17 protein-coding genes are annotated in these 18,405 nt (G+C 54.7%); 10 read left to right on the plus strand and 7 right to left on the minus strand.

The genetic code is table 11. The features are described 5' to 3' along the window. Positions 1-28 precede the first annotated feature (28 nt). Positions 29-388 (plus strand): DUF488 domain-containing protein, encoded by a 360-nt coding sequence (locus KGP21_RS02390; protein ID WP_021807544.1) that lies wholly within the window; start codon positions 29-31, stop codon positions 386-388. Here the strand turns inward: KGP21_RS02390 and KGP21_RS02395 are convergent. Next, positions 385-1,053 carry an OapA family protein gene (locus tag KGP21_RS02395; RefSeq protein ID WP_037376533.1) on the minus strand — a complete coding sequence of 223 codons (669 nt, stop codon included), beginning with the start codon at positions 1,051-1,053 and terminating at the stop codon, positions 385-387. The two genes, KGP21_RS02390 and KGP21_RS02395, sit on opposite strands and share 4 nt — an antisense overlap. A 341-nt stretch (positions 1,054-1,394) precedes the next feature. Between KGP21_RS02395 and KGP21_RS02400 the strand changes: the two genes are divergently transcribed. Continuing rightward, on the plus strand, positions 1,395-2,015 hold the full coding sequence (locus KGP21_RS02400) for a peptidylprolyl isomerase (protein ID WP_021179017.1): 621 nt from the start codon (positions 1,395-1,397) through the stop codon (positions 2,013-2,015). 48 nt (positions 2,016-2,063) lie between these two features. On the opposite strand, the gene ytfE is transcribed toward KGP21_RS02400, so the two are convergent. Together ytfE and KGP21_RS02410 are read right to left on the minus strand one after the other, a co-directional pair. After that, on the minus strand, positions 2,064-2,729 hold the full coding sequence (ytfE, locus tag KGP21_RS02405; protein WP_223537050.1) for an iron-sulfur cluster repair protein YtfE: 666 nt from the start codon (positions 2,727-2,729) through the stop codon (positions 2,064-2,066). Between the two features lie 120 nt (positions 2,730-2,849). After that, entirely contained in the window at positions 2,850-4,802 is a 1,953-nt protein-coding gene (locus KGP21_RS02410; RefSeq protein ID WP_223537051.1) for a bifunctional 2',3'-cyclic-nucleotide 2'-phosphodiesterase/3'-nucleotidase, read from the minus strand. A gap of 254 nt (positions 4,803-5,056) precedes the next feature. Between KGP21_RS02410 and cysQ the strand changes: the two genes are divergently transcribed. Beyond that, positions 5,057-5,797: a 3'(2'),5'-bisphosphate nucleotidase CysQ gene (gene cysQ / locus KGP21_RS02415; RefSeq protein WP_021807539.1), complete on the plus strand. Its 741-nt coding sequence runs from the start codon at positions 5,057-5,059 to the stop codon at positions 5,795-5,797. A gap of 41 nt (positions 5,798-5,838) precedes the next feature. Here cysQ and KGP21_RS02420 read toward each other — a convergent pair whose 3' ends face one another. Then, positions 5,839-6,390 (minus strand): YtfJ family protein, encoded by a 552-nt coding sequence (locus tag KGP21_RS02420; protein ID WP_059199535.1) that lies wholly within the window; start codon positions 6,388-6,390, stop codon positions 5,839-5,841. 330 nt (positions 6,391-6,720) lie between these two features. On the opposite strand from KGP21_RS02420, the gene KGP21_RS02425 reads away from it, so the two are divergent. Continuing rightward, complete coding sequence (locus tag KGP21_RS02425) at positions 6,721-6,927, plus strand: DUF1107 domain-containing protein (protein ID WP_021179022.1); 207 nt, start codon at positions 6,721-6,723, stop codon at positions 6,925-6,927. Between the two features lie 65 nt (positions 6,928-6,992). Here KGP21_RS02425 and KGP21_RS02430 read toward each other — a convergent pair whose 3' ends face one another. Beyond that, a complete protein-coding gene (locus tag KGP21_RS02430; protein WP_021179023.1) occupies positions 6,993-8,324 on the minus strand; it encodes a hemolysin family protein in 1,332 nt (443 codons plus the stop codon). Positions 8,325-8,499: 175 nt separating this feature from the next. Then, complete coding sequence (gene msrA, locus KGP21_RS02435; protein WP_094981894.1) at positions 8,500-9,138, minus strand: peptide-methionine (S)-S-oxide reductase MsrA; 639 nt, start codon at positions 9,136-9,138, stop codon at positions 8,500-8,502. A gap of 284 nt (positions 9,139-9,422) precedes the next feature. Here msrA and KGP21_RS02440 point away from each other — a divergent pair, with 284 nt between their 5' ends. From KGP21_RS02440 to KGP21_RS02450, 3 genes are read left to right on the plus strand one after another with little or no spacing between them, the layout of a single operon-like run. Further along, positions 9,423-11,159, plus strand: coding sequence for an autotransporter assembly complex family protein (locus tag KGP21_RS02440; protein WP_037376530.1), 1,737 nt, complete (start codon positions 9,423-9,425; stop codon positions 11,157-11,159). Beyond that, on the plus strand, positions 11,156-14,980 hold the full coding sequence (locus KGP21_RS02445) for a translocation/assembly module TamB domain-containing protein (RefSeq protein ID WP_223537052.1): 3,825 nt from the start codon (positions 11,156-11,158) through the stop codon (positions 14,978-14,980). The genes KGP21_RS02440 and KGP21_RS02445 overlap by 4 nt, the downstream gene beginning before the upstream one ends. Positions 14,981-14,982: 2 nt before the next feature. Further along, entirely contained in the window at positions 14,983-15,333 is a 351-nt protein-coding gene (locus KGP21_RS02450; RefSeq protein ID WP_024483355.1) for a gamma-glutamylcyclotransferase, read from the plus strand. A gap of 50 nt (positions 15,334-15,383) precedes the next feature. Here KGP21_RS02450 and ppa read toward each other — a convergent pair whose 3' ends face one another. Continuing rightward, positions 15,384-15,911: an inorganic diphosphatase gene (gene ppa, locus KGP21_RS02455; RefSeq protein ID WP_021179028.1), complete on the minus strand. Its 528-nt coding sequence runs from the start codon at positions 15,909-15,911 to the stop codon at positions 15,384-15,386. A 188-nt stretch (positions 15,912-16,099) separates the two neighbouring features. Between ppa and KGP21_RS02460 the strand changes: the two genes are divergently transcribed. The 3 genes from KGP21_RS02460 (at position 16,100) to KGP21_RS02470 (ending at position 18,378) form a co-directional block, all read left to right on the plus strand. Next, entirely contained in the window at positions 16,100-16,369 is a 270-nt protein-coding gene (locus tag KGP21_RS02460) for a CopG family ribbon-helix-helix protein (protein ID WP_059201942.1), read from the plus strand. Continuing rightward, entirely contained in the window at positions 16,366-16,647 is a 282-nt protein-coding gene (locus KGP21_RS02465) for a type II toxin-antitoxin system mRNA interferase toxin, RelE/StbE family (protein ID WP_059199538.1), read from the plus strand. Before KGP21_RS02460 ends, KGP21_RS02465 begins: the two co-directional genes overlap by 4 nt. A 177-nt stretch (positions 16,648-16,824) precedes the next feature. Next, complete coding sequence (locus tag KGP21_RS02470; RefSeq protein ID WP_166733941.1) at positions 16,825-18,378, plus strand: methyl-accepting chemotaxis protein; 1,554 nt, start codon at positions 16,825-16,827, stop codon at positions 18,376-18,378. Positions 18,379-18,405 lie beyond the last annotated feature (27 nt).

The raw sequence follows: 18,405 nt of genomic DNA on the forward strand, positions 1-18,405 counted from the left end.
GGCCATCTGTTGGCAAGGAGAGGCGAAAATGGCAGAAATTATCTTACAGCGAGTCTACGATTTCAGCGGCCCGGCACCGGAGCACTGCTATCTGACCGACCGGCTATGGCCGCGCGGTGTGAGTAAGGAGAGATTGCAGGGCGTCATCTGGCTTAAGCAGGTGGCACCGGATACGGCGTTACGCCAGTGGTTTCATCAGCATACCGACCAGTGGGATGAGTTTGTTGCGCTTTATCGCCAACAACTGGTCGCCAATGAGGCCTGGCAGCCGCTGGTGGCGTTGTTAAAGCAAGGTGAGCCGTTGACCCTGCTGTATGGCAGTAAGGACACACAGCACAACCAGGGGGTTGTACTGCGTGATTTTCTGCTGGATCAGCTTAAAGATTAGCGAACACGCAGGTAGCTGCCATCGCTCTGGCGACGGAACAGGGCTTCACTGTTATCCACGGTGGTGACGGAGAGCGCGGTGATCACGCCGTTAGCATTACGTTCAATACGCACTTCTTGCCCGGCCTTCAGATTGCTGAGCGGCTTATCGTTCCCCTCAACCCGCGCCATAGCAAACACCTCGTTCACCGGCAGGTTGTTGTCACGGAACAGCTGCGCCAGAGTTTGGCCAGCCTGGATCTGATAACGCTGCCAGTTATCACTTTCGCCTGCCGTTTGCTGACTATCGTTTTGCAATTGAGCCTGCAAAGGGATCTGGTTTTCCTGGCTGGTGACCGGGAACGGGCGCGCGTTATCGTCGGAATACGGCCAAAGCAGCGACAGCAGCAGGATAGCACCAAAAATAATCACCCAACGGCGGTGAAAATAGGGCAGCGGTTCCATCCAGTGGAGGCTGTCCGGCAGGTGCCATACTTTCAGCAGCAATGCTTTCAGCCTTTGCCCCTTACCGCTCTGTTGCGGCGGTGGTGAGTCCGGCTCATCGGTGGTTGCTGGCGTTTCCGGTGCCGGGCCAGGCTTCAGGCGTTGGCTCAGGTTCAGCCAGGTGCGCAGCAATGGCTGGTAGACACGGGTGGTTTTCCTTCTCCTGGGCGCGATTCTGCCCATGGTGACCTCTCTTCAACTGCGTAAATTTGTCACTTTACAAAAAGTGTATCGCTGACCCCAGTATACCCTATGGTTTCAAACCACAGTGCACTTGTGCACCTTGAGGGCCGAATAGTCTCTGTACTGCGCCACTTCGGTGCCGGCCTTGAGCCATACCGGGTCTATATCGCTAACTGTTTGAAACGATTGGTAGCCGAGAGAATAATGACACCAAACGTTAACAGCAGGTTATTGTTTCTTTTTCTACGACAAAAGTCATCATTCTCCACACAAGATTTTACCCGGCTTTGCCGCGCTGTTATGCTGCGCTTTCGACTTTTTACAGACTAAAGGAAAACCCCATGACAACCCCTTCTTTTGATAGCGTTGAAGCGCAAGCAAGTTACGGGATTGGTTTACAGGTCGGTCAGCAACTGCAAGAGTCCGGCCTGCAAGGTTTACAACCAGAAGCTCTGCTGGCTGGCCTGCGTGACGCGCTGGAAGGGAATGCCCCGGCGGTTCCGGTAGATGTGGTCCATCGTGCGCTGCGCGAAATCCACGAACGTGCGGATGCTGTACGCCTTGAGCGCCAGCAGGCGATGGCCGTTGAAGGCCAGAAGTTCCTGGAAGATAACGCCAAGCGTGATGAAGTGACGCTGACCGAGTCTGGCCTGCAGTTCTCCGTGCTGGAGCAGGGCAATGGTCCAATCCCATCTCGTCAGGATCGCGTGCGTGTGCATTACACCGGCCGCCTGATCAACGGTGATGTGTTCGATAGCTCCGTTGAACGTGGTCAACCTGCCGAGTTCCCGGTCAGCGGTGTGATCCCTGGCTGGATCGAAGCCCTGACGCTGATGCCGGTTGGCTCCAAGTGGCAGCTGTATATCCCTCACAACCTGGCCTATGGCGAGCGTGGTGCAGGCGCATCCATCCCGCCATTCAGCGCGCTGGTGTTTGACGTTGAGTTGCTCGAAATTCTGTAATCCGCGTTATGTTCCCTCTCCCTTTGGGAGAGGGTTAGGGTGAGGGGGCTATTGGCCGCTCAGTGCGCGTGGGAACAGCAGGTTGTTCTCCAGATGGATATGCTCCATCAGATCGCTGATAAACGTATTGATACCGTTATACAACGCCTGCCAGGTATTGCAGGCCCCTTCCGGTGGCGTGACGTTGTTGGTGAGGAATTTCACCACTTCCAACTGTTCGCCAGCCTCATCATGTTCATGCTCCATCACCGAAATCGGCCCTGCCGCCTCTTGCCCCATGCCCTGTTTAATCAGCGGAAACAGGATCTGTTCCTCCTTCATCATGTGATTTTCCAGATCGAGTCGGATCAGGTTTAGCTGCTTGGCCAGCCCGCGTGGGCAGGTGGGCTTGTCGCCGTGGACGCGTTCAACCTTTTCCGCCATCAATACCAGTTCTGACAGCTGTTCACGATGGCGCTGGTGGAAGCGCGGCAGGATGTAATCGATGATCTCAGCCAGCGGAGCCAGACGCCAATCGCGGGTATCCACGGGGTCTGCCGCCAGCGCGGCCAGCTCACTTTCCAACTTATCCAGATCCAGTTCTTTGCGGCTGGCAGCGCGCTCCAGGGTTTGTTTACCCCCGCAGCAGAAGTCCAGATCGTAGTCGCGGAACAGCTTGCTGGCACGTGGGATTGCGATGGCGAGTGCGCCTAGGGATTGGTTACGGTAATCCATGATGATGCCCCTTTAAAGGAAGAAATCTATAACATGTATTTTAAATGCAATTTAAAGGGTGCGCCATGGTTAAAAAGGGGTAGAGGCGAAAAGGCGCGCCGTAACGCGCCTCACGCTCAATTATTTGGCTTGTAGGTCGATCTTATACAGCTCAAAGCCGATGCCGTCGTTACCTGCCGATTTCATAGGATACTGGGCGTTATCTTTAATAAATGCGGCAGCCTTCTCGCTAGGGGAGGTCTCAAAGCGGATATCCAGCGGCTGCGCGCTGTGGAAGCTGGCCAAACGCCAGTTATTGTCTGCCTGTGGATGCACCGCGCCGTGCTTCTGGGTTTCTTCGCTGATGTAGGCCGCCAATACCGCGCGGTTCTCATCTGGTGAAGCAAAGGCAATATGCTTATCGCCCGTTCCGGCAAACTTGCCGCCGTAGGCGCGGTAATTGTTGGTCGCCACCAGGAACTGGGCGTCAGGATCGATCGGCTTGCCCTTGAAGGTCAGCTGCTTGATACGCTCCGCCTGGTCATTGATCAGCGTACACTCTCCGTCGTAACGTGCCGGTTGGCTGATGTCGATCTGATAATTGACGCCGTCGATCACGTCGAAATTATAGGTGCGGAAACCGTCCCAATTGATCAGCCCCTGCGGTTTGCTGCTGTTAACGTCAATTTGGTTGAACTGCCCGGCGGAGCATTCCAGCCACTCTTTTACTTCCTTACCGCTGGCTTTGACCACCACCAAAGTATTGGGATAGAGATAGAGATCGGCGGCATTGCGGAAGGTGAGCTGGCCTTTTTCCACCTCGACAAAGCTGGCGGGATCGTTCTTGCGGCCACCCACTTTGAACGGTGCAGCAGCGGCCAATACTGGCAGATCGGCCAGATCCGGATCGCCTTGAATATAGCGCTCAACGTAGGCTCTTTGCGCATTGTTGACGATCTGCACGGTAGGATCGTCCTGGATCAGGGCCAGATAGCTGTACATATTGCCGTCAGACTTGCCGATAGGCTTGCTGACGAACTCACGCGTTCCGTTATGATCTTCTTCTAACACCTTGACCAGCGCGGGATCTTCCACTGCCAACGAACGCTTGTTCTCTTTGTCATAAACCGGTCTGGCCTGCGCCTTCGCTGCGGTAACCTTCCAATTTCCCCCATCGTTATTCAACTGCAGATCCACAATGCCGAGATGATCTCCCCATTGGCCGGGCATCACCGCAGGCACCCCGTTCAGCAGGCCTTTATCGATATCCGCGCCTTTGATATTGGCGAAGTCCTTGCTGGGGAACACTGCGTGCGCATGGCCGAACATGATGGCGTCGATGCCTGGAACCTGGCTGAGATAGTACACCGAGTTTTCCGCCATGGCCTTATAGGGGTCGCTGGAAAGGCCAGAGTGGGGGATCGCGACGACCAGATCGGCCCCTTGTTTGCGCATTTCCGGTACGTAGCGTTTGGCGGTTTCGGTGATGTCGTTTACGGTTACTTTCCCCTGCAGATTGGCTTTGTCCCACACCAGGATCTGCGGCGGCACAAAGCCGATATAGCCGATACGTAAAGTATGAGCTTTGCCATCACGGTCTTTTACCGGGGTATCGACAATAATGTAGGGAGTGAACAACGGTTTTTGCGTGGTGGCATCAATAACGTTGGCGTTGACGTAGGGGAATTTGGCCCCCGCCAGGGCATTCTTCAGATAGTCGAGCCCGTAGTTGAACTCGTGATTACCGATATTGCCCACCACATAATCCAGGGTATTCATCGCCTTGTAGACGGGGTGCATGTCGCCGGGTTTCAAGCCCTTGGCAGCCATATAGTCAGCCATTGGGCTGCCCTGGATGATGTCACCGTTATCGACCAGTACGCTGTTGGTCACCTGCTGGCGAGCGTGTTGGATCAGGCTGGCGGTACGCACCAGGCCGAATTTATCGGTGGGCTTATCCTTGTAATAGTCGAAGTCCATCATATTGCCGTGCAGGTCGCTGGTTTCCAGCACGCGCAGGTCAACCGTGGCTGCCTGCGTTGAGGCGCAGACCAGCAGGGCCAGGGCAGATAGTCCCAAAGGGCGCTTGATCATGGTTATCTCCATTGGATTATTCTTCGAGGGGCATCTCAAGGGGGTATGTAATTACCACTACCTCTCTCAGCAAACTGTGAAGTCTGGCATAAATTGGCCGAATGTAACGGACAGATATGCAAAGTTGTGACGGAGAAGACTTGAATAAATACCGCAGCTTAGCGAGTTGAGATGGATATTCCGCCCAAAAAAAACTAGGCTGCAAGCTATAGAAAGGGGAAATGTCCCACGCAACTGAATGTCTGAGGTGCACTATGTTGGAGCAGATTTGCCAGCTGTCCCGCGAGGCGGGTACGGCGATCATGGCGGTATATCATGGTGAACAACCGCTTGATGTGGCACAGAAAAAAGATGATTCACCGGTGACCGCCGCCGATTTGGCCGCACACCATATCATCAAACGCGGTCTGGCGGCACTGACGCCGGAGATCCCACTGCTGTCAGAGGAAGACCCTCCCGCCTGGGAAATCCGCCGCAACTGGACGCGTTACTGGCTGGTCGACCCGCTGGACGGTACCAAAGAGTTTTTAAACCGTAACGGTGAGTTCACGGTCAATATCGCGTTGATCGAAGAGGGTGAGGCGGTAATGGGCGTGGTCTATGCCCCGGCGATGGACGTGCTGTATCTGGCCGAACGCGGCAAGGCCTGGAAGGAAGAAGGGGGCCGGCGTCGTGAGATTAGCGTGAGTAATGCCGAGCTACCGTTGGTGGTGGTCAGCCGCTCTCATAGCGATGAGGAGTTACAGGATTACCTGCAACAGTTGGGCGAACATCAAACCATCTCGGTAGGCTCATCACTGAAGTTTTGTCTGGTGGCGGAAGGGCGGGCGCAGCTTTACCCACGGTTTGGGCCAACCAATATCTGGGATACGGCGGCAGGGCACGCGGTAGCGGTAGCGGCCGGGGCTCAGATCCACGATTGGCAGGGCAAGCCGCTGTTATATACCCCGCGTGAGTCTTTCCTGAACCCTGGCTTTAGGGTTTCTCTGTTTTAGGCCGCGCCCCGCTCATTGCCGTGCGGGACGCCGTTTAAGCGCTATTTCAGCAACTGGTGCAGCATCTCCATCACCTGCTGCACCTCTTGCGGCGTCAGTGCGCCATCTTTGGCAAACTGGATGTTGCCTTCTTTATCGAGCACCACAATTGCCGAGCCTTTTGGTTGCAGGTCCCAAGCTTTTTTGACGTTGCCATTACTGTCGACAATAAACTGCGACCAAGGGAACTCTTTCTTGCTGTCTTCAATACTGTTACGCACAAAGACGGCGGTACCGATGATGGCATCGTCGGTATTGACGATGGTCGTCGTTTGGTAACGATCGTGCGGTAGCTTGGCGGTCTTGATGGCTTCAATCAGCGGATCGTTGAGTTCTTTGGCCGAAGTGCGGCCAGCAATATGCTGCACCACTCGCACTTTTCCACCGAGCTGCGCGCTATTCCAACCTTTGTAGCTAAACTTATTATCAACATAGTCCAACTCGCCTTTATCGCTGACGCCGATCGGTGCCACGCGTTGGTGGAGTTGAAGGTTGTGAGCAGAGGCCAACATCGGGGCCAACAGCAGCGATATTATCAGCATGCAATTTTTCATGCGTTCTCCTGCAGAGGGAAATAAGTCTCAATATGACTCAAGGTGATTAAAGCATAGGTGCTCATCCGAGGTCTGTCCTGTTAACCGGATCGCAGTTTTTCCTTCTGGGGGCAATTACGCGGTTTTTGAATGGATATACTGCAAAGGTTATAAATAGGTATACACAATTCTGTCAGTAAGTGTAAATCCAGGATAGAAATCCAGGCGGAGTTGAACAAAATGGTCTTTACTCAGTCTACTAGAAAGCAATCAAGTTGCGCTCCGAATGTCGAGGTGGCCACTTTGGCCGCTCGCTGAGCGCATGGATCCAACGGGAGGAGAGTAACAACTATGAGAATCTTCCAGCGTTATAACCCACTGAAAGTGGCTACGTATGTAAAAACCCTGTTCCGGGGGCGGCTGTACATCAAGGATGTGGGGGCGTTCGAATTCGACAAGGGGAAAATCCTGTTGCCGAAGGTTCGTGACAAGCGCCACTTCAACGTGATGTCAGAGGTCAACCGGCAGGTGTTGTTGCTACAGGCCGAAATGGGCTAAAGCGCGATTTATGGAGTACCCTGCAAAGTAAAAATAATTGCGGCCCCCGAAGGGGCCGCTAATGTTTATGCCTGAGGTGTTTCGTCCGGGGCTTTTGGTAGCACCGTGATCGGTTTGTCGACCAGCCTTGTTACCAATAGCTGATCAATTTTGTAGCTGTCGATATCGACCACTTCAAACTTGTAGCCGGCATATTTCACAAAGTCGGTACGTTTCGGGATTTTGCGCAGCATGTACATCATGAAACCGCCGATGGTTTCATAGTTGCCAGCCTGTGGGAACTCATCGATATGCAGTACACGCATCACGTCTTCGATTGGCGTCCCGCCTTCAATCAGCCACGAGTTCTCATCACGCGTCACGATCTGCTCTTCCTGACCTTGGCCTACCAGGTCACCCATCAGGGTGGTCATGACATCGTTCAGTGTAATAATCCCGACCACCAAAGCATATTCATTGAGGATCACCGCAAAGTCTTCACCGGCGGTTTTAAAGCTTTCCAGCGCTTCTGACAGGGTCAAGGTATCTGGCACGATCAGCGCCGAGCGGATCTGCACGCCGCTGCTCAGTACCAGGCTCTGGTTGCCCAAAACGCGGTTCAGCAGGTCTTTGGAGTCAACATAGCCAACGACCTGATCGATATGACCGTCGCACACCAGGAACTTGGAATGCGGATGAGTGGAGATCTTTTCTTTAATACTGTCTTCACTTTCCCGCAGGTCGAAGTAAATCACGCTTTCGCGGGACGTCATCGACGAGGGCACGGTGCGCGATTCCAACTCGAAAACGTTTTCAATCAGCTCATGTTCCTGTTTGCGCAGTACCCCGGCTAGCGCGCCAGCTTCCACCACCGCGTAAATATCTTCGGAGGTGATGTCGTCTTTACGCATCATCGGCAGCTTGAACATGCGGAAAATCAGGTTGGCCATGCCGTTGAAGAACCAGACCAGCGGGCGGAACAGCATGATCGAGAAACGCATCGGGTTGATGATCCGGACGGCAACCGTCTCTGGTGCAATCATACCGATGCGCTTCGGGGTTAAATCCGCGAACAGGATGAACATGCTGGTCACCATCACGAACGAGCACATAAAGCTTACCTGCTCGGAAATTTCGGGTGACAGGAAACGGTCGAAAATCAATTTGAAACTGGGGGAGAAGGCTGCATCGCCGACGATACCGCCGAGGATGGCCACGGCGTTGAGGCCGATTTGCACCACGGTAAAGAAAATACCCGGGGTTTCCTGCAGCTTAAGGACTCTGGCGGCATTGATGTTGCCTTCGTCAGCCATCAGTTTGAGTTTGATCTTGCGTGACGCGGCCAGAGAGATTTCTGAAAGCGAGAAAAACGCACTCACTGCGATCAGAAAAAGAATCAGTAAAATACTGTTTAACATAGTCTATCCATTCGTACCGACGGGATGTCGGCGATCTTTCGGAGGGGTAATACCGTAAAAAAAGGTGGATCCAAGGGCCGTTATATCACGTGCCCACAAAAGCGGGCCGCAAACGCGGCCCAACACAGTATAGCAGTTGCCCCGTGAGGGCCGCCAGTGGTTAAAAATTAACAGCTTAACCCTGTGGAGGCAGACACACCCCAATGCCGCCCAGGCCACAATAGCCGCCCGGATTCTTATGCAGGTATTGCTGGTGATCATCTTCTGCATAGTAGAAAGGCAGTGCCGGTGCGATTTCGGTGGTGATGGTGCGCTGATCGCCCGCTTTATCCATTGCCTGCTGGAAAGCTTGCAGGCTTTGCTCCGCTTCGGCCTGTTGCTCTGCATCCAGATAGTAAATAGCAGAGCGGTATTGGGTGCCGATATCTCCGCCCTGACGCATGCCCTGTGCAGGATCGTGGTTTTCCCAGAATACCTGTAACAGCTTGCGGTAGCTGATGACCTGCGGGTCAAACACTACGCGTACCACTTCGGCATGACCAGTCTGGCCGCTGCATACCTCGCGATAGGTTGGATTTGGCGTATAGCCACCGCTATAGCCTGCGGCAGTGCTATAAATCCCCGGCTGCTGCCAAAACAGGCGTTCAACGCCCCAAAAACAGCCCATGCCAAAGATGGCCGTTGCCATCCCCTCGGGCACGAAGGTCATGGAATGGCCGGTCACCTCGTTAAGCGTAGCGACGGGCATCGGCGTAGTACGGCCAGGAAGCGCACTCGCCTTATCGATGTTTTGAGACTTATCAAAAGATTGCACCACGTTTGACTCCTGTTGCCATAATAAGAATTAGCCTAATAGGAACGCGTGTCAGTTGTAACTGGCCGCTTCTTTGCCCACAATAAGCCCTATCTAAGGAATATGTATCAGCTTAACGCAGTATTTTGAGCGCCAAAAGCTAAGAATGCGTCTTGTTTTCGGTAACGGTTGATGCCGTATGGGCAACGTCCGGGATCTAAAGGTAAGGGGGGCAGTCTGATAGCGCTGCCCCAGCACCAGAGCAAAGGTACTGACAGGACAGAAAAATCAATTAAGGAGCACCAGTGCCACGATATCGTGTCCTTTGCGTGTTATGTGCGCTATTCGTTATGCCGTCGGTGTTAGCGGCGAATGTGCGGCTGCAGGTTGACGGCCTGAGTGGGGATTTGGAGCGCAACGTTCGTGTGCGCCTTTCAGCGATCACGCCGGAAGAGGTCAATGCCGAGGGGCGTTTTCGCGCTCGGGTGGACGCTGCCATCCGCCTGGGGCTGCGGCCGTTGGGCTATTATCAGCCTACGATTGAATTCACCTTTGATGATAACCCGAAGCTTTCGCGGCCGGTATTGATCGCCAAGGTCGATCCGGGTGAACCGGTGCGTATTGCAGGTGTGGATATCCAACTGCAAGGCGGGGCCAGAACCGACGAAGATTACCTGAATCTGGTCCGAACCGATCGGCCAACGATAGGTGAGATCCTCAACCATGGGCAGTTCGACAGTTTTAAAAGTTCGCTGACCAACCTGGCACTGCGTAAAGGCTATTTTGACGCTCAAATGCTCAAGAGCCAGCTTGGCGTGGCGGAAGAGTTGCATAAGGCGTTCTGGGACATTGATTTCGACAGTGGTGAGCGTTATCACTTCGGCAAAGTGATTTTCAAGGGCTCGCAAATCCGCGAGGACTATTTGCAAAATCTGCTTCCCTTCCATCAGGGTGATTATTACAGTTCGAACGATCTTGCCGAGCTGAACCGCCGTTTATCTGCCACCAACTGGTTCAACTCTGTGGTGGTGTCCCCAGACTTTACCGACTCCAAAGAGAGCAAAATCCTGCCGCTAGATGCGGTGTTGACGCCGCGTAGCAGCAATATCGTGGAGCTAGGCGGTGGTTTTTCTACCGACATTGGTCCACGTGTGCTAGGAACCTGGAGAAAACCCTGGCTGAACGATCGCGGCCACAGCCTGGTAACCGCCGCCAGTATCTCTCAGCCGCAGCAGCAGCTGGATCTGACCTATAGAATCCCATTGCTACGCAACCCACTAGAACAGTATTACCTGTTACAGGGCGGTTTCAAACGTACCGATCTGAACGACACTCAATCTGACAGTACCAAGGTCGTGGCTTCGCGTAACTGGGATCTCTCCAGCGGCTGGCAGCATGCGGTGAACCTCAGTTGGCGTCTGGACCACTTTACCCAGGGTTCCGTCACCAATACCACCATGCTGCTTTATCCTGGGGTGACCGTGAATCGAACTCGTTCACGGGGAGGCCTGATGCCCGTGTGGGGCGACAGCCAGCGCTATTCCATCGACGTGTCGGATACTACCTGGGGCTCCGGGGTGGACTTTGCGCTATTGCAGGCACAAAACGTCTGGATCCGTAGCTTGGGGGAGAAAAACCGCTTTGTGATCCGTGGTCAGGTTGGCTGGATCGAAACCAACGATTTTGACAAGGTGCCGCCGGATTTGCGCTTCTTCGCCGGTGGCGATCGCAGTATCCGTGGTTATAAATTCCAGGGCATTTCCCCGCGTGGCGATGATGGCAAGCTGACCGGTGCCTCTAAAATGGTGACGGGATCGCTGGAGTACCAATATAACGTCACTGGCCGCTGGTGGGGGGCGATGTTTGTGGATTCCGGGCAGGCGGTCAATAAATTCTCAGACAGCAATTTCAAGACCGGTGCGGGCGTTGGCGTGCGCTGGCAATCGCCGGTAGGGCCGGTGAAACTGGATATCGCCGCGCCGGTTGGGGATCAAGAGACCCACGGCCTACAGTTTTATATCGGTTTGGGGCCTGAACTATGAGCCTGATAAAAAAGATTTGTCTGGGATTTTTGATCCTGCTGTTACTGCTGATCGGCACGTTGGCGTTTCTGCTTGGCACCACGACCGGCTTGCATATGGTGATCAACGGGGCCGCCCGCTGGGTACCCGGGTTGGAAATTGCGGCGGTCAGCGGTGGCTGGCGCGATCTGACCCTGAAAGGCGTGAAGTATCAGATGCCGGGTGTGGCCGTTAACGCCGGGCAGTTCCATCTCTCGCTCGATCTCTCCTGTTTGAAACGCAGTTCATTGTGCGTCAATGCGCTGACCGCTCAGGATGTTGATGTGGTGGTGAAAACCGCCGAAATGACGCCTTCTGCGCCAGTTGAGGAAAGCAACGAGCCGATCGGCGATCTCAGCACACCTTATCCTATTACCCTGCGCAAGCTGGCGTTGAATAACGTCAAGGTTACCGTGGACGATACGGCGATCTCGCTGGGGGAATTCAGCACTGGCGCACAGTGGCAGGAACGTGCATTGACGTTGATGCCAACTACGGTGCGCGCTTTGCTGATCGCGCTGCCAAAAACGCCGGTGAATCCTTTACCGGAAGCGCTGCAGCCCGCAGCGGAGAAAGTGGCGGACAAGGTTGCAGAGAAAACGACGGTTGCGCCAGCATTGGTGCCACCGCCAGCGGAAGAGAAACCGTTGGGCGAAACCCTGAAAGCGCTGTTTGCCAAACCGCTGCTGCCGGACCTGCCAGAAATTCGCCTGCCGTTGGATATTACCGTTGAGGAAATCAACGGTGAGCAGCTACATCTGACCGGGGACACTGAGGTGTCGATCACCCGCTTGCAGCTGCAGGCCAGCACCAAAGATCAGCATATTCAGCTGGATCGCTTTGACGTGAGATCGCCGCAGGGCCTGCTTTTCGCCAAAGGGCAGGCAACGCTGACCGGCAATTGGCCGGTGGAAATGGTGGCCAACAGCACGCTGAATATCGATCCGCTGAAAGGCGAGAAGGTGAAGCTGAATGTGTCTGGTGGGCTGCGTGAAGAGCTGAAAGTCGCGCTTAACCTGTCGGGCCCCGTTGGTGCGCAGCTGGATGTGCAAACCCAGTTGGCAGAGGCGGGTTTACCCTTGGCGCTGACGCTGCAAAGCAAACAGCTGAAATGGCCGCTGACCGGCGAGGCACAGTATCAGGTTAATGATTTCCGCCTGCGCTTTAACGGCGAGGCCGCTGATTATGCGCTTTCTACCCGCGCTAATTTCAAAGGCCAGGATCTGCCACCGGCAGTGCTACAGCTGGATGGTAAAGGTAATCTTGAACAGTTCAGACTCGAGCGCCTGCGGTTGGTTGCGCTGGAGGGGAATACCGATCTGACGGCGCTGGTGGACTGGAGCAAAGCGATCAGCTGGACGTCACAGCTGACGCTGTCGGGCATTAATACCGCCAAGCAATGGCCGGAATGGCCAGCGCGCTTGGAAGGGAAAATCACCACCCGTGGCAGCCTGCACGGCGGCAGTTGGCAATTACAGGTGCCGGTGTTGCAGCTCGACGGCAATTTGAAACAAAACAAGGTATCAGCGCGGGGCTCTTTGCGTGGCAATGCGGCCGGGCAGTGGACGATCCCGGGTATCGATCTGGCGTTAGGGCGCAATACGCTCAACGTTAAAGGCCAGTTGGATGAGAAAAGCTGGGTGCTGGATGCCAATGTTGATGCAGCGCATCTCGACGGTGCTTTACCGGGGCTTGCAGGCAATGTCCGCGGGCAGTTGAAGCTGCGTGGGAATTTGCAGGCACCGCAGCTGTTGGCAGATCTGACCGCGACGGGCTTGCAATGGCAGGCGCTGCACATCAATCGGGTGAAGGTCAACGGCGATGTCCGTTCCAGCGATCAGATCCAGGGGCAACTGGCGGTACGGGTTGAACAGCTCAAACAGGATGCGCTGCAGGTCAATCTGTTGACGTTGGATGCCAAAGGCAGCGAGCGCCAACATCGGCTGCAAGTGAATATCGACGGTAAGCCGGTTTCCGGGCAATTGGCCCTGGAGGGTAGCTTTGATCGTCAGCAACAGCGCTGGCGAGGCAACCTGAACAACACTCGTTTTGATACACCGGTGGGTGAATGGCGTCTGAGCCGTGCCATCGCGTTGGATTACCTGAATACGCAACAGAAGATCAGCGTAGGACCGCATTGCTGGGTGAACCCGAATGCCGAGCTGTGCGTACCTAGAACCATCGAGGCAGGGGCCAGCGGCCAGGCTAGCGTAGTACTCAACCGCTTTGACCTGGCAATGATCAAACCGTTCCTGGGGCCGGATACCGCCATGAACGGGGTCTTTACTGGCCGAGCTGACGTAAGTTGGCAACCGGGTGGGGCATTGCCACAGGCGAAGGTTTCCCTGGTGGGCAAGGGGGTGAAAGTGGTGCAGCAGGTGCAGGGTGCCGCATTGCCGATCGCCTTTGACACGCTAAACCTCAATGCGGGCCTGAACAATGGACGGGCACAGGCAGACTGGCTGATCAAGCTGACCAATAACGGCCAGTTTAACGGTAACGTTCAGATCGCCGATCCGCAGGTACGTCGTACCATCAGCGGCAACGTCAATATCACCAATGTGTCGCTGGCGCTGCTTAACCCAATACTGACGCAGGGCGAGAAAGCCGCGGGGATGTTGAATGCCAACCTGCAATTAGGCGGCAACGCGCAGAACCCGCTGGTATTTGGCCGTCTGGCGTTGGATAAGGTGGCGATCGTTGGCCACTGGATGCCGTTTGATATGACCGAAGGCCGCCTGGCGCTGAACTTCAACGGGATGACTTCGACCCTGGAAGGATTGCTGGCGACCACGCATGGGCAGCTCAATCTGTCTGGGGATGCCGACTGGCGGGATATCAATGCCTGGCGTGCACGTATTGCAGCCAAGGGCGATCGGTTGCGGGTGACCCTGCCGCCAATGGTCCGTATTGATGTTTCACCGGATGTGGTGTTTGAAGCCACGCCGCAGCTGTTCTCACTCAACGGTAGCGTAGATATCCCTTGGGCTCGTATCACGGTGCAAGAGCTACCGGAAAGCGCTGTCGGTGTTTCTCCTGATGAAGTGATGTTGAATAACCAGCTCAAGCCGATCCAACCGGCGACGGCAGGGATCCCAATCAACAGCAATCTGACGATCCGCGTGGGTAACGACGTGCGTCTGGATGCGTTCGGCCTGAAAGCCAGACTGCGTGGCGATCTGCGTGTGGCACAGGACCAGAATGGTCTGGGGGTGCATGGTCAGATTAATATTCCATCGGGGCGTTTCCATGCTTATGGCCAGGATCTGCTCGTGCGCAAAGGCCAACTGATCTTCTCTGGGCCACCGGATCAACCGTTGCTGAATATCGAAGCGATCCGTAATCCGGATGCGACGGAAGATGACGTGGTCGCAGGTGTTCGCGTGACCGGCATGGCCGATGCACCAAGGCTGGAAGTGTTCTCCGATCCGGCCAAGTCTCAGCAAGAAGCGCTGTCTTACCTGCTGCGCGGCCAGGGATTAGGGGCTGGCGGTGCCGATGGCAACGCCATGACCTCAATGTTAATTGGTATGGGGGTTGCACAAAGTGGTCAACTTGTGGGTAAAATCGGCGAGGCGTTTGGCGTAAGTAATCTGGCCCTTGATACCGAGGGAGTTGGCGACAGCTCTCAGGTAGTGGTGAGCGGCTATGTCCTCCCTGGCTTACAAGTAAAATATGGGGTGGGGATCTTCGACTCATTGGCCACGCTGACGTTGCGATACCGCCTGATGCCTAGGTTGTATCTGGAAGCGGTGTCTGGTCTCGACCAGGCACTGGATGTGCTCTATCAGTTTGAGTTTTAGCTATGCGAATAATTGTCTACGGCAGTTTACGACGCAAACAGGGAAACAGCCATTGGATGACCAACGCCCAATGGTTGGGTGAACATGAGTTAGAAGGCTACCAGCTTTATAATCTGGGGCACTACCCGGCGGCGATCCCTGGAGAGGGCACGGTACACTGCGAAGTGTATCGTATTAACTCATCGATTCTGGCCGAGCTGGACGAGTTGAAAAGCAATACCAAAGACTACAAGCGCGAGCTGATCCGCACGCCTTATGGCAGTGCGTGGATCTACCTGTATAGACACAGTGTGGACGGTTTCCCGCGGATTGAAAGCGGTGACTGGCTGAAGCGTCTTGACGAAAAGCAGTAAAAAAAACACCGCTCATCTGGGCGGTGTTTTTTTATCAGTTCGGGCGAGAATTACTTCTTGGCGCGCTCGAAAGAGGCAACGATCTCAGCTTTGGCTGCGGCAGCGTCTGCCCAACCTTCCACTTTCACCCATTTGCCTTTTTCCAGATCTTTGTAGTGTTCAAAGAAGTGGCTGATCTGCGCTTTCAGCAGTTCTGGCAGGTCGTTCACATCTTTGATGTGATCGTACTCTTTGGTCAGTTTGCTGTGCGGTACGGCAATCAGTTTTGCGTCTTCACCGGCTTCGTCGGTCATTTTCAGCACGCCAACTGGGCGGCAGCGGATCACTGAGCCTGGTTGCAGTGGGTATGGGGTTGGCACCAGCACGTCTACCGGGTCACCGTCCAGTGACAGAGTGTGGTTGATGTAACCGTAGTTGCACGGGTAGAACATCGCTGTGGACATGAAACGGTCAACGAACAGCGAGCCAGTTTCCTTGTCGATTTCGTATTTGATTGGATCGGCGTTAGCCGGGATTTCGATAACTACGTAGATGTCTTCTGGCAGGTCTTTGCCAGCAGGGACCAGGTTCAAGCTCATGTCGGTTTCCTTTAATCAAACCAGAAATGGAGTGGCGGCTATTATAGCCAAAACGTCCTCAAAGTACTCCCATTTTTCGGGGCATGAAGCGGCACCAGCGCTGCAAGACATATTGGATGTCTGGCTTTTATAACCTCTTGCATCGTGCTACGCTGTATATACACAGTAATGACAATTGTAGGCTGGATATGACACAGACAACTCTGAATTTACGCATCGACACCGAACTGAAAACTGACTTTTTGGAGGCAGCAAAAGCGATGGATCGTAATGGTTCGCAGCTCATTCGTGACTTCATGCGTGAGACGGTTCAGCGCCAACATGATATATGGTTCCGTGATCAGGTACAGGCTGGAATTGCCCAGGCAAATCGTGGCGAAGTTCTTTCAGGAGAGTCCGTCGAAGCCTCTGCAGTAGCCTGGCGTGAGGCGGCAGCGAAGAAACTGGCGGGTAGCTGATGGAAATTGTTTGGACGCAATTAGCCAGCGAGGACAGGCGCAAAATCCGGGAGTACATTGCTGAAAACAACCTGCGTGCTGCCATTGAGCTAGACGAGCGGATCGGCTCAATGGCAAACAGCCTGGCCGAGCATCCGTTGAAGGGGCGTGAGGGCCGTGTTAAAGAAACAAGAGAACTGGTTATCCATCCTCACTTCATTGAGGTTTATCGTGTCGTCAATGAATGGGAGAGGATTGAGATCATCCGCGTACTTCATACCGCGCAGCAATGGCCTTAGCCGCACAAATATCTTGCTGATTGTCTTAGCACTTTCAGAATAATCCCCTAAGCAGTGAAGTTTCCTTCCCTCCTGCCGATAACTTCCTCAAATAATAACGGTCCAGCCGCTAGCTGGCCCTGCCTTCTTGCCTCCTCTACATCTGAAGCTACTTTTTTCTAAAGCCGGGAAACACTCATGTTAAAGAAGATCACCGTTAAGGCCGGGCTGATTGCCTTGTTGAGCCTGATGACGTTGCTGTTGATTGTTGTCAGCATCATCGGGGTTAAAGCCATTAACGACGGAACACGTTCGCTACAGACTCTGAACCAGATCCTGGGGGAAGAGCTGGGTTCGTTGGCCAACAGCTCCAACCTGGCGCTACGGGCCAGAACGGCTGCCTCGCTTGCAGTACGCCAGCGCGAGATTGGTCAGATTGAGGTTGCTGACGCCTCGGTGGGGCGCATTTATGGCTATCTGGAACAGTCGAAAAAGGAAATGGCGCGCTTTGTCGACGTGGGCACGGTGACCGAACGGGGTCGTCAATTCTCAATGCGCATGCAGGCGAGCTATCGAGCCTATCTGGAACAAGGCATTGCGCCCATGGCGGCGGCGATAAAGGCGGGGAAGTTGGATGACTATTACGCCATTCAAGAAAATCATATCTCTAAGCTGAGCATTGCTTTTGAAGCCGACCTCAGTGAGTTCCGCGCGTTTGCCATGGAGATTGGCCAGCAGCATGCGCATGAGGCAGAAAGTAATGCCAGCACCAAGATTATCCTGATCGTTGCGGCTGGGCTGCTCAGCGTGTTACTGGCGGTGCTGGCCTGGTTTGCTATGCGTGTGATCTTGCTGCGCCCGTTAGATGAGTCGATCGTCCAATTGGAACATATCGCCGCAGGGGATCTGACCCACGAAATTAGCGGTGAAGGTGATACCGAAATGGGGCGCTTGGTGCACGCCATGCAGCGTATGCAGCAATCGCTGGTGATGTCGGTCAGTAAAGTCCGCGATGCCAGCAGCCAGATCGATACCGGCTCCCGCGAGTTGGCTGCGGGTAACGTTCATCTGGCGCAGCGTACGGAGGAATCGGCCGCTTCGCTGGAGCAAACCGCCGCCAGTATGGAGCAGTTGACCTCTACGGTGAAAATGAATGCTGAAAACTGCGAACAGGCCAACCAGTTGGCACTGAGCGTCTCCGATATTGCCGAACAGGGCAGTGACGTGGTCAGCCAGGTGATGAGCAAGATGCAGGCCATTACCGACAGCTCACGACGCATCGCCGACATCATCAGCGTGATGGATGGTATCTCCTTCCAGACCAATATCCTGGCGCTCAACGCGGCGGTAGAGGCAGCACGCGCCGGTGAGCAAGGCCGTGGTTTTGCCGTGGTGGCCGGTGAGGTACGCAGCCTGGCCCAACGCAGTGCGCAATCGGCCAAAGAGATCAAAGGGCTGATCGAGGTTTCACAACACCGCGTGCGGGAAGGTGAACAGATGGCGGCTACGGCGGCGAAGACCATGAACGGAATAACCGGGGAAGTGGGGCGCGTCACGGCGCTGATGCGTGAAATCTCGGCGGCCACTCGCGAACAAAGCAGTGGTATCGAGCAGGTCAACCTAGCGGTAGTGCAAATGGATCAGGTGGCACAGCAGAATGCGGCGCTGGTGGAAGAGTCTGCGGCGGCAACGCGCTCTTTGGAAGAGCAGGCGCAGCTATTGGCACAGAGTATGGCTGTGTTCAAACTATGATATGAAGGGGCGGCATGCCGCCCCTTT

Source organism: Serratia sp. JSRIV004 (genome assembly GCF_019968705.1).
Classification (GTDB): domain Bacteria; phylum Pseudomonadota; class Gammaproteobacteria; order Enterobacterales; family Enterobacteriaceae; genus Chania; species Chania fonticola_B.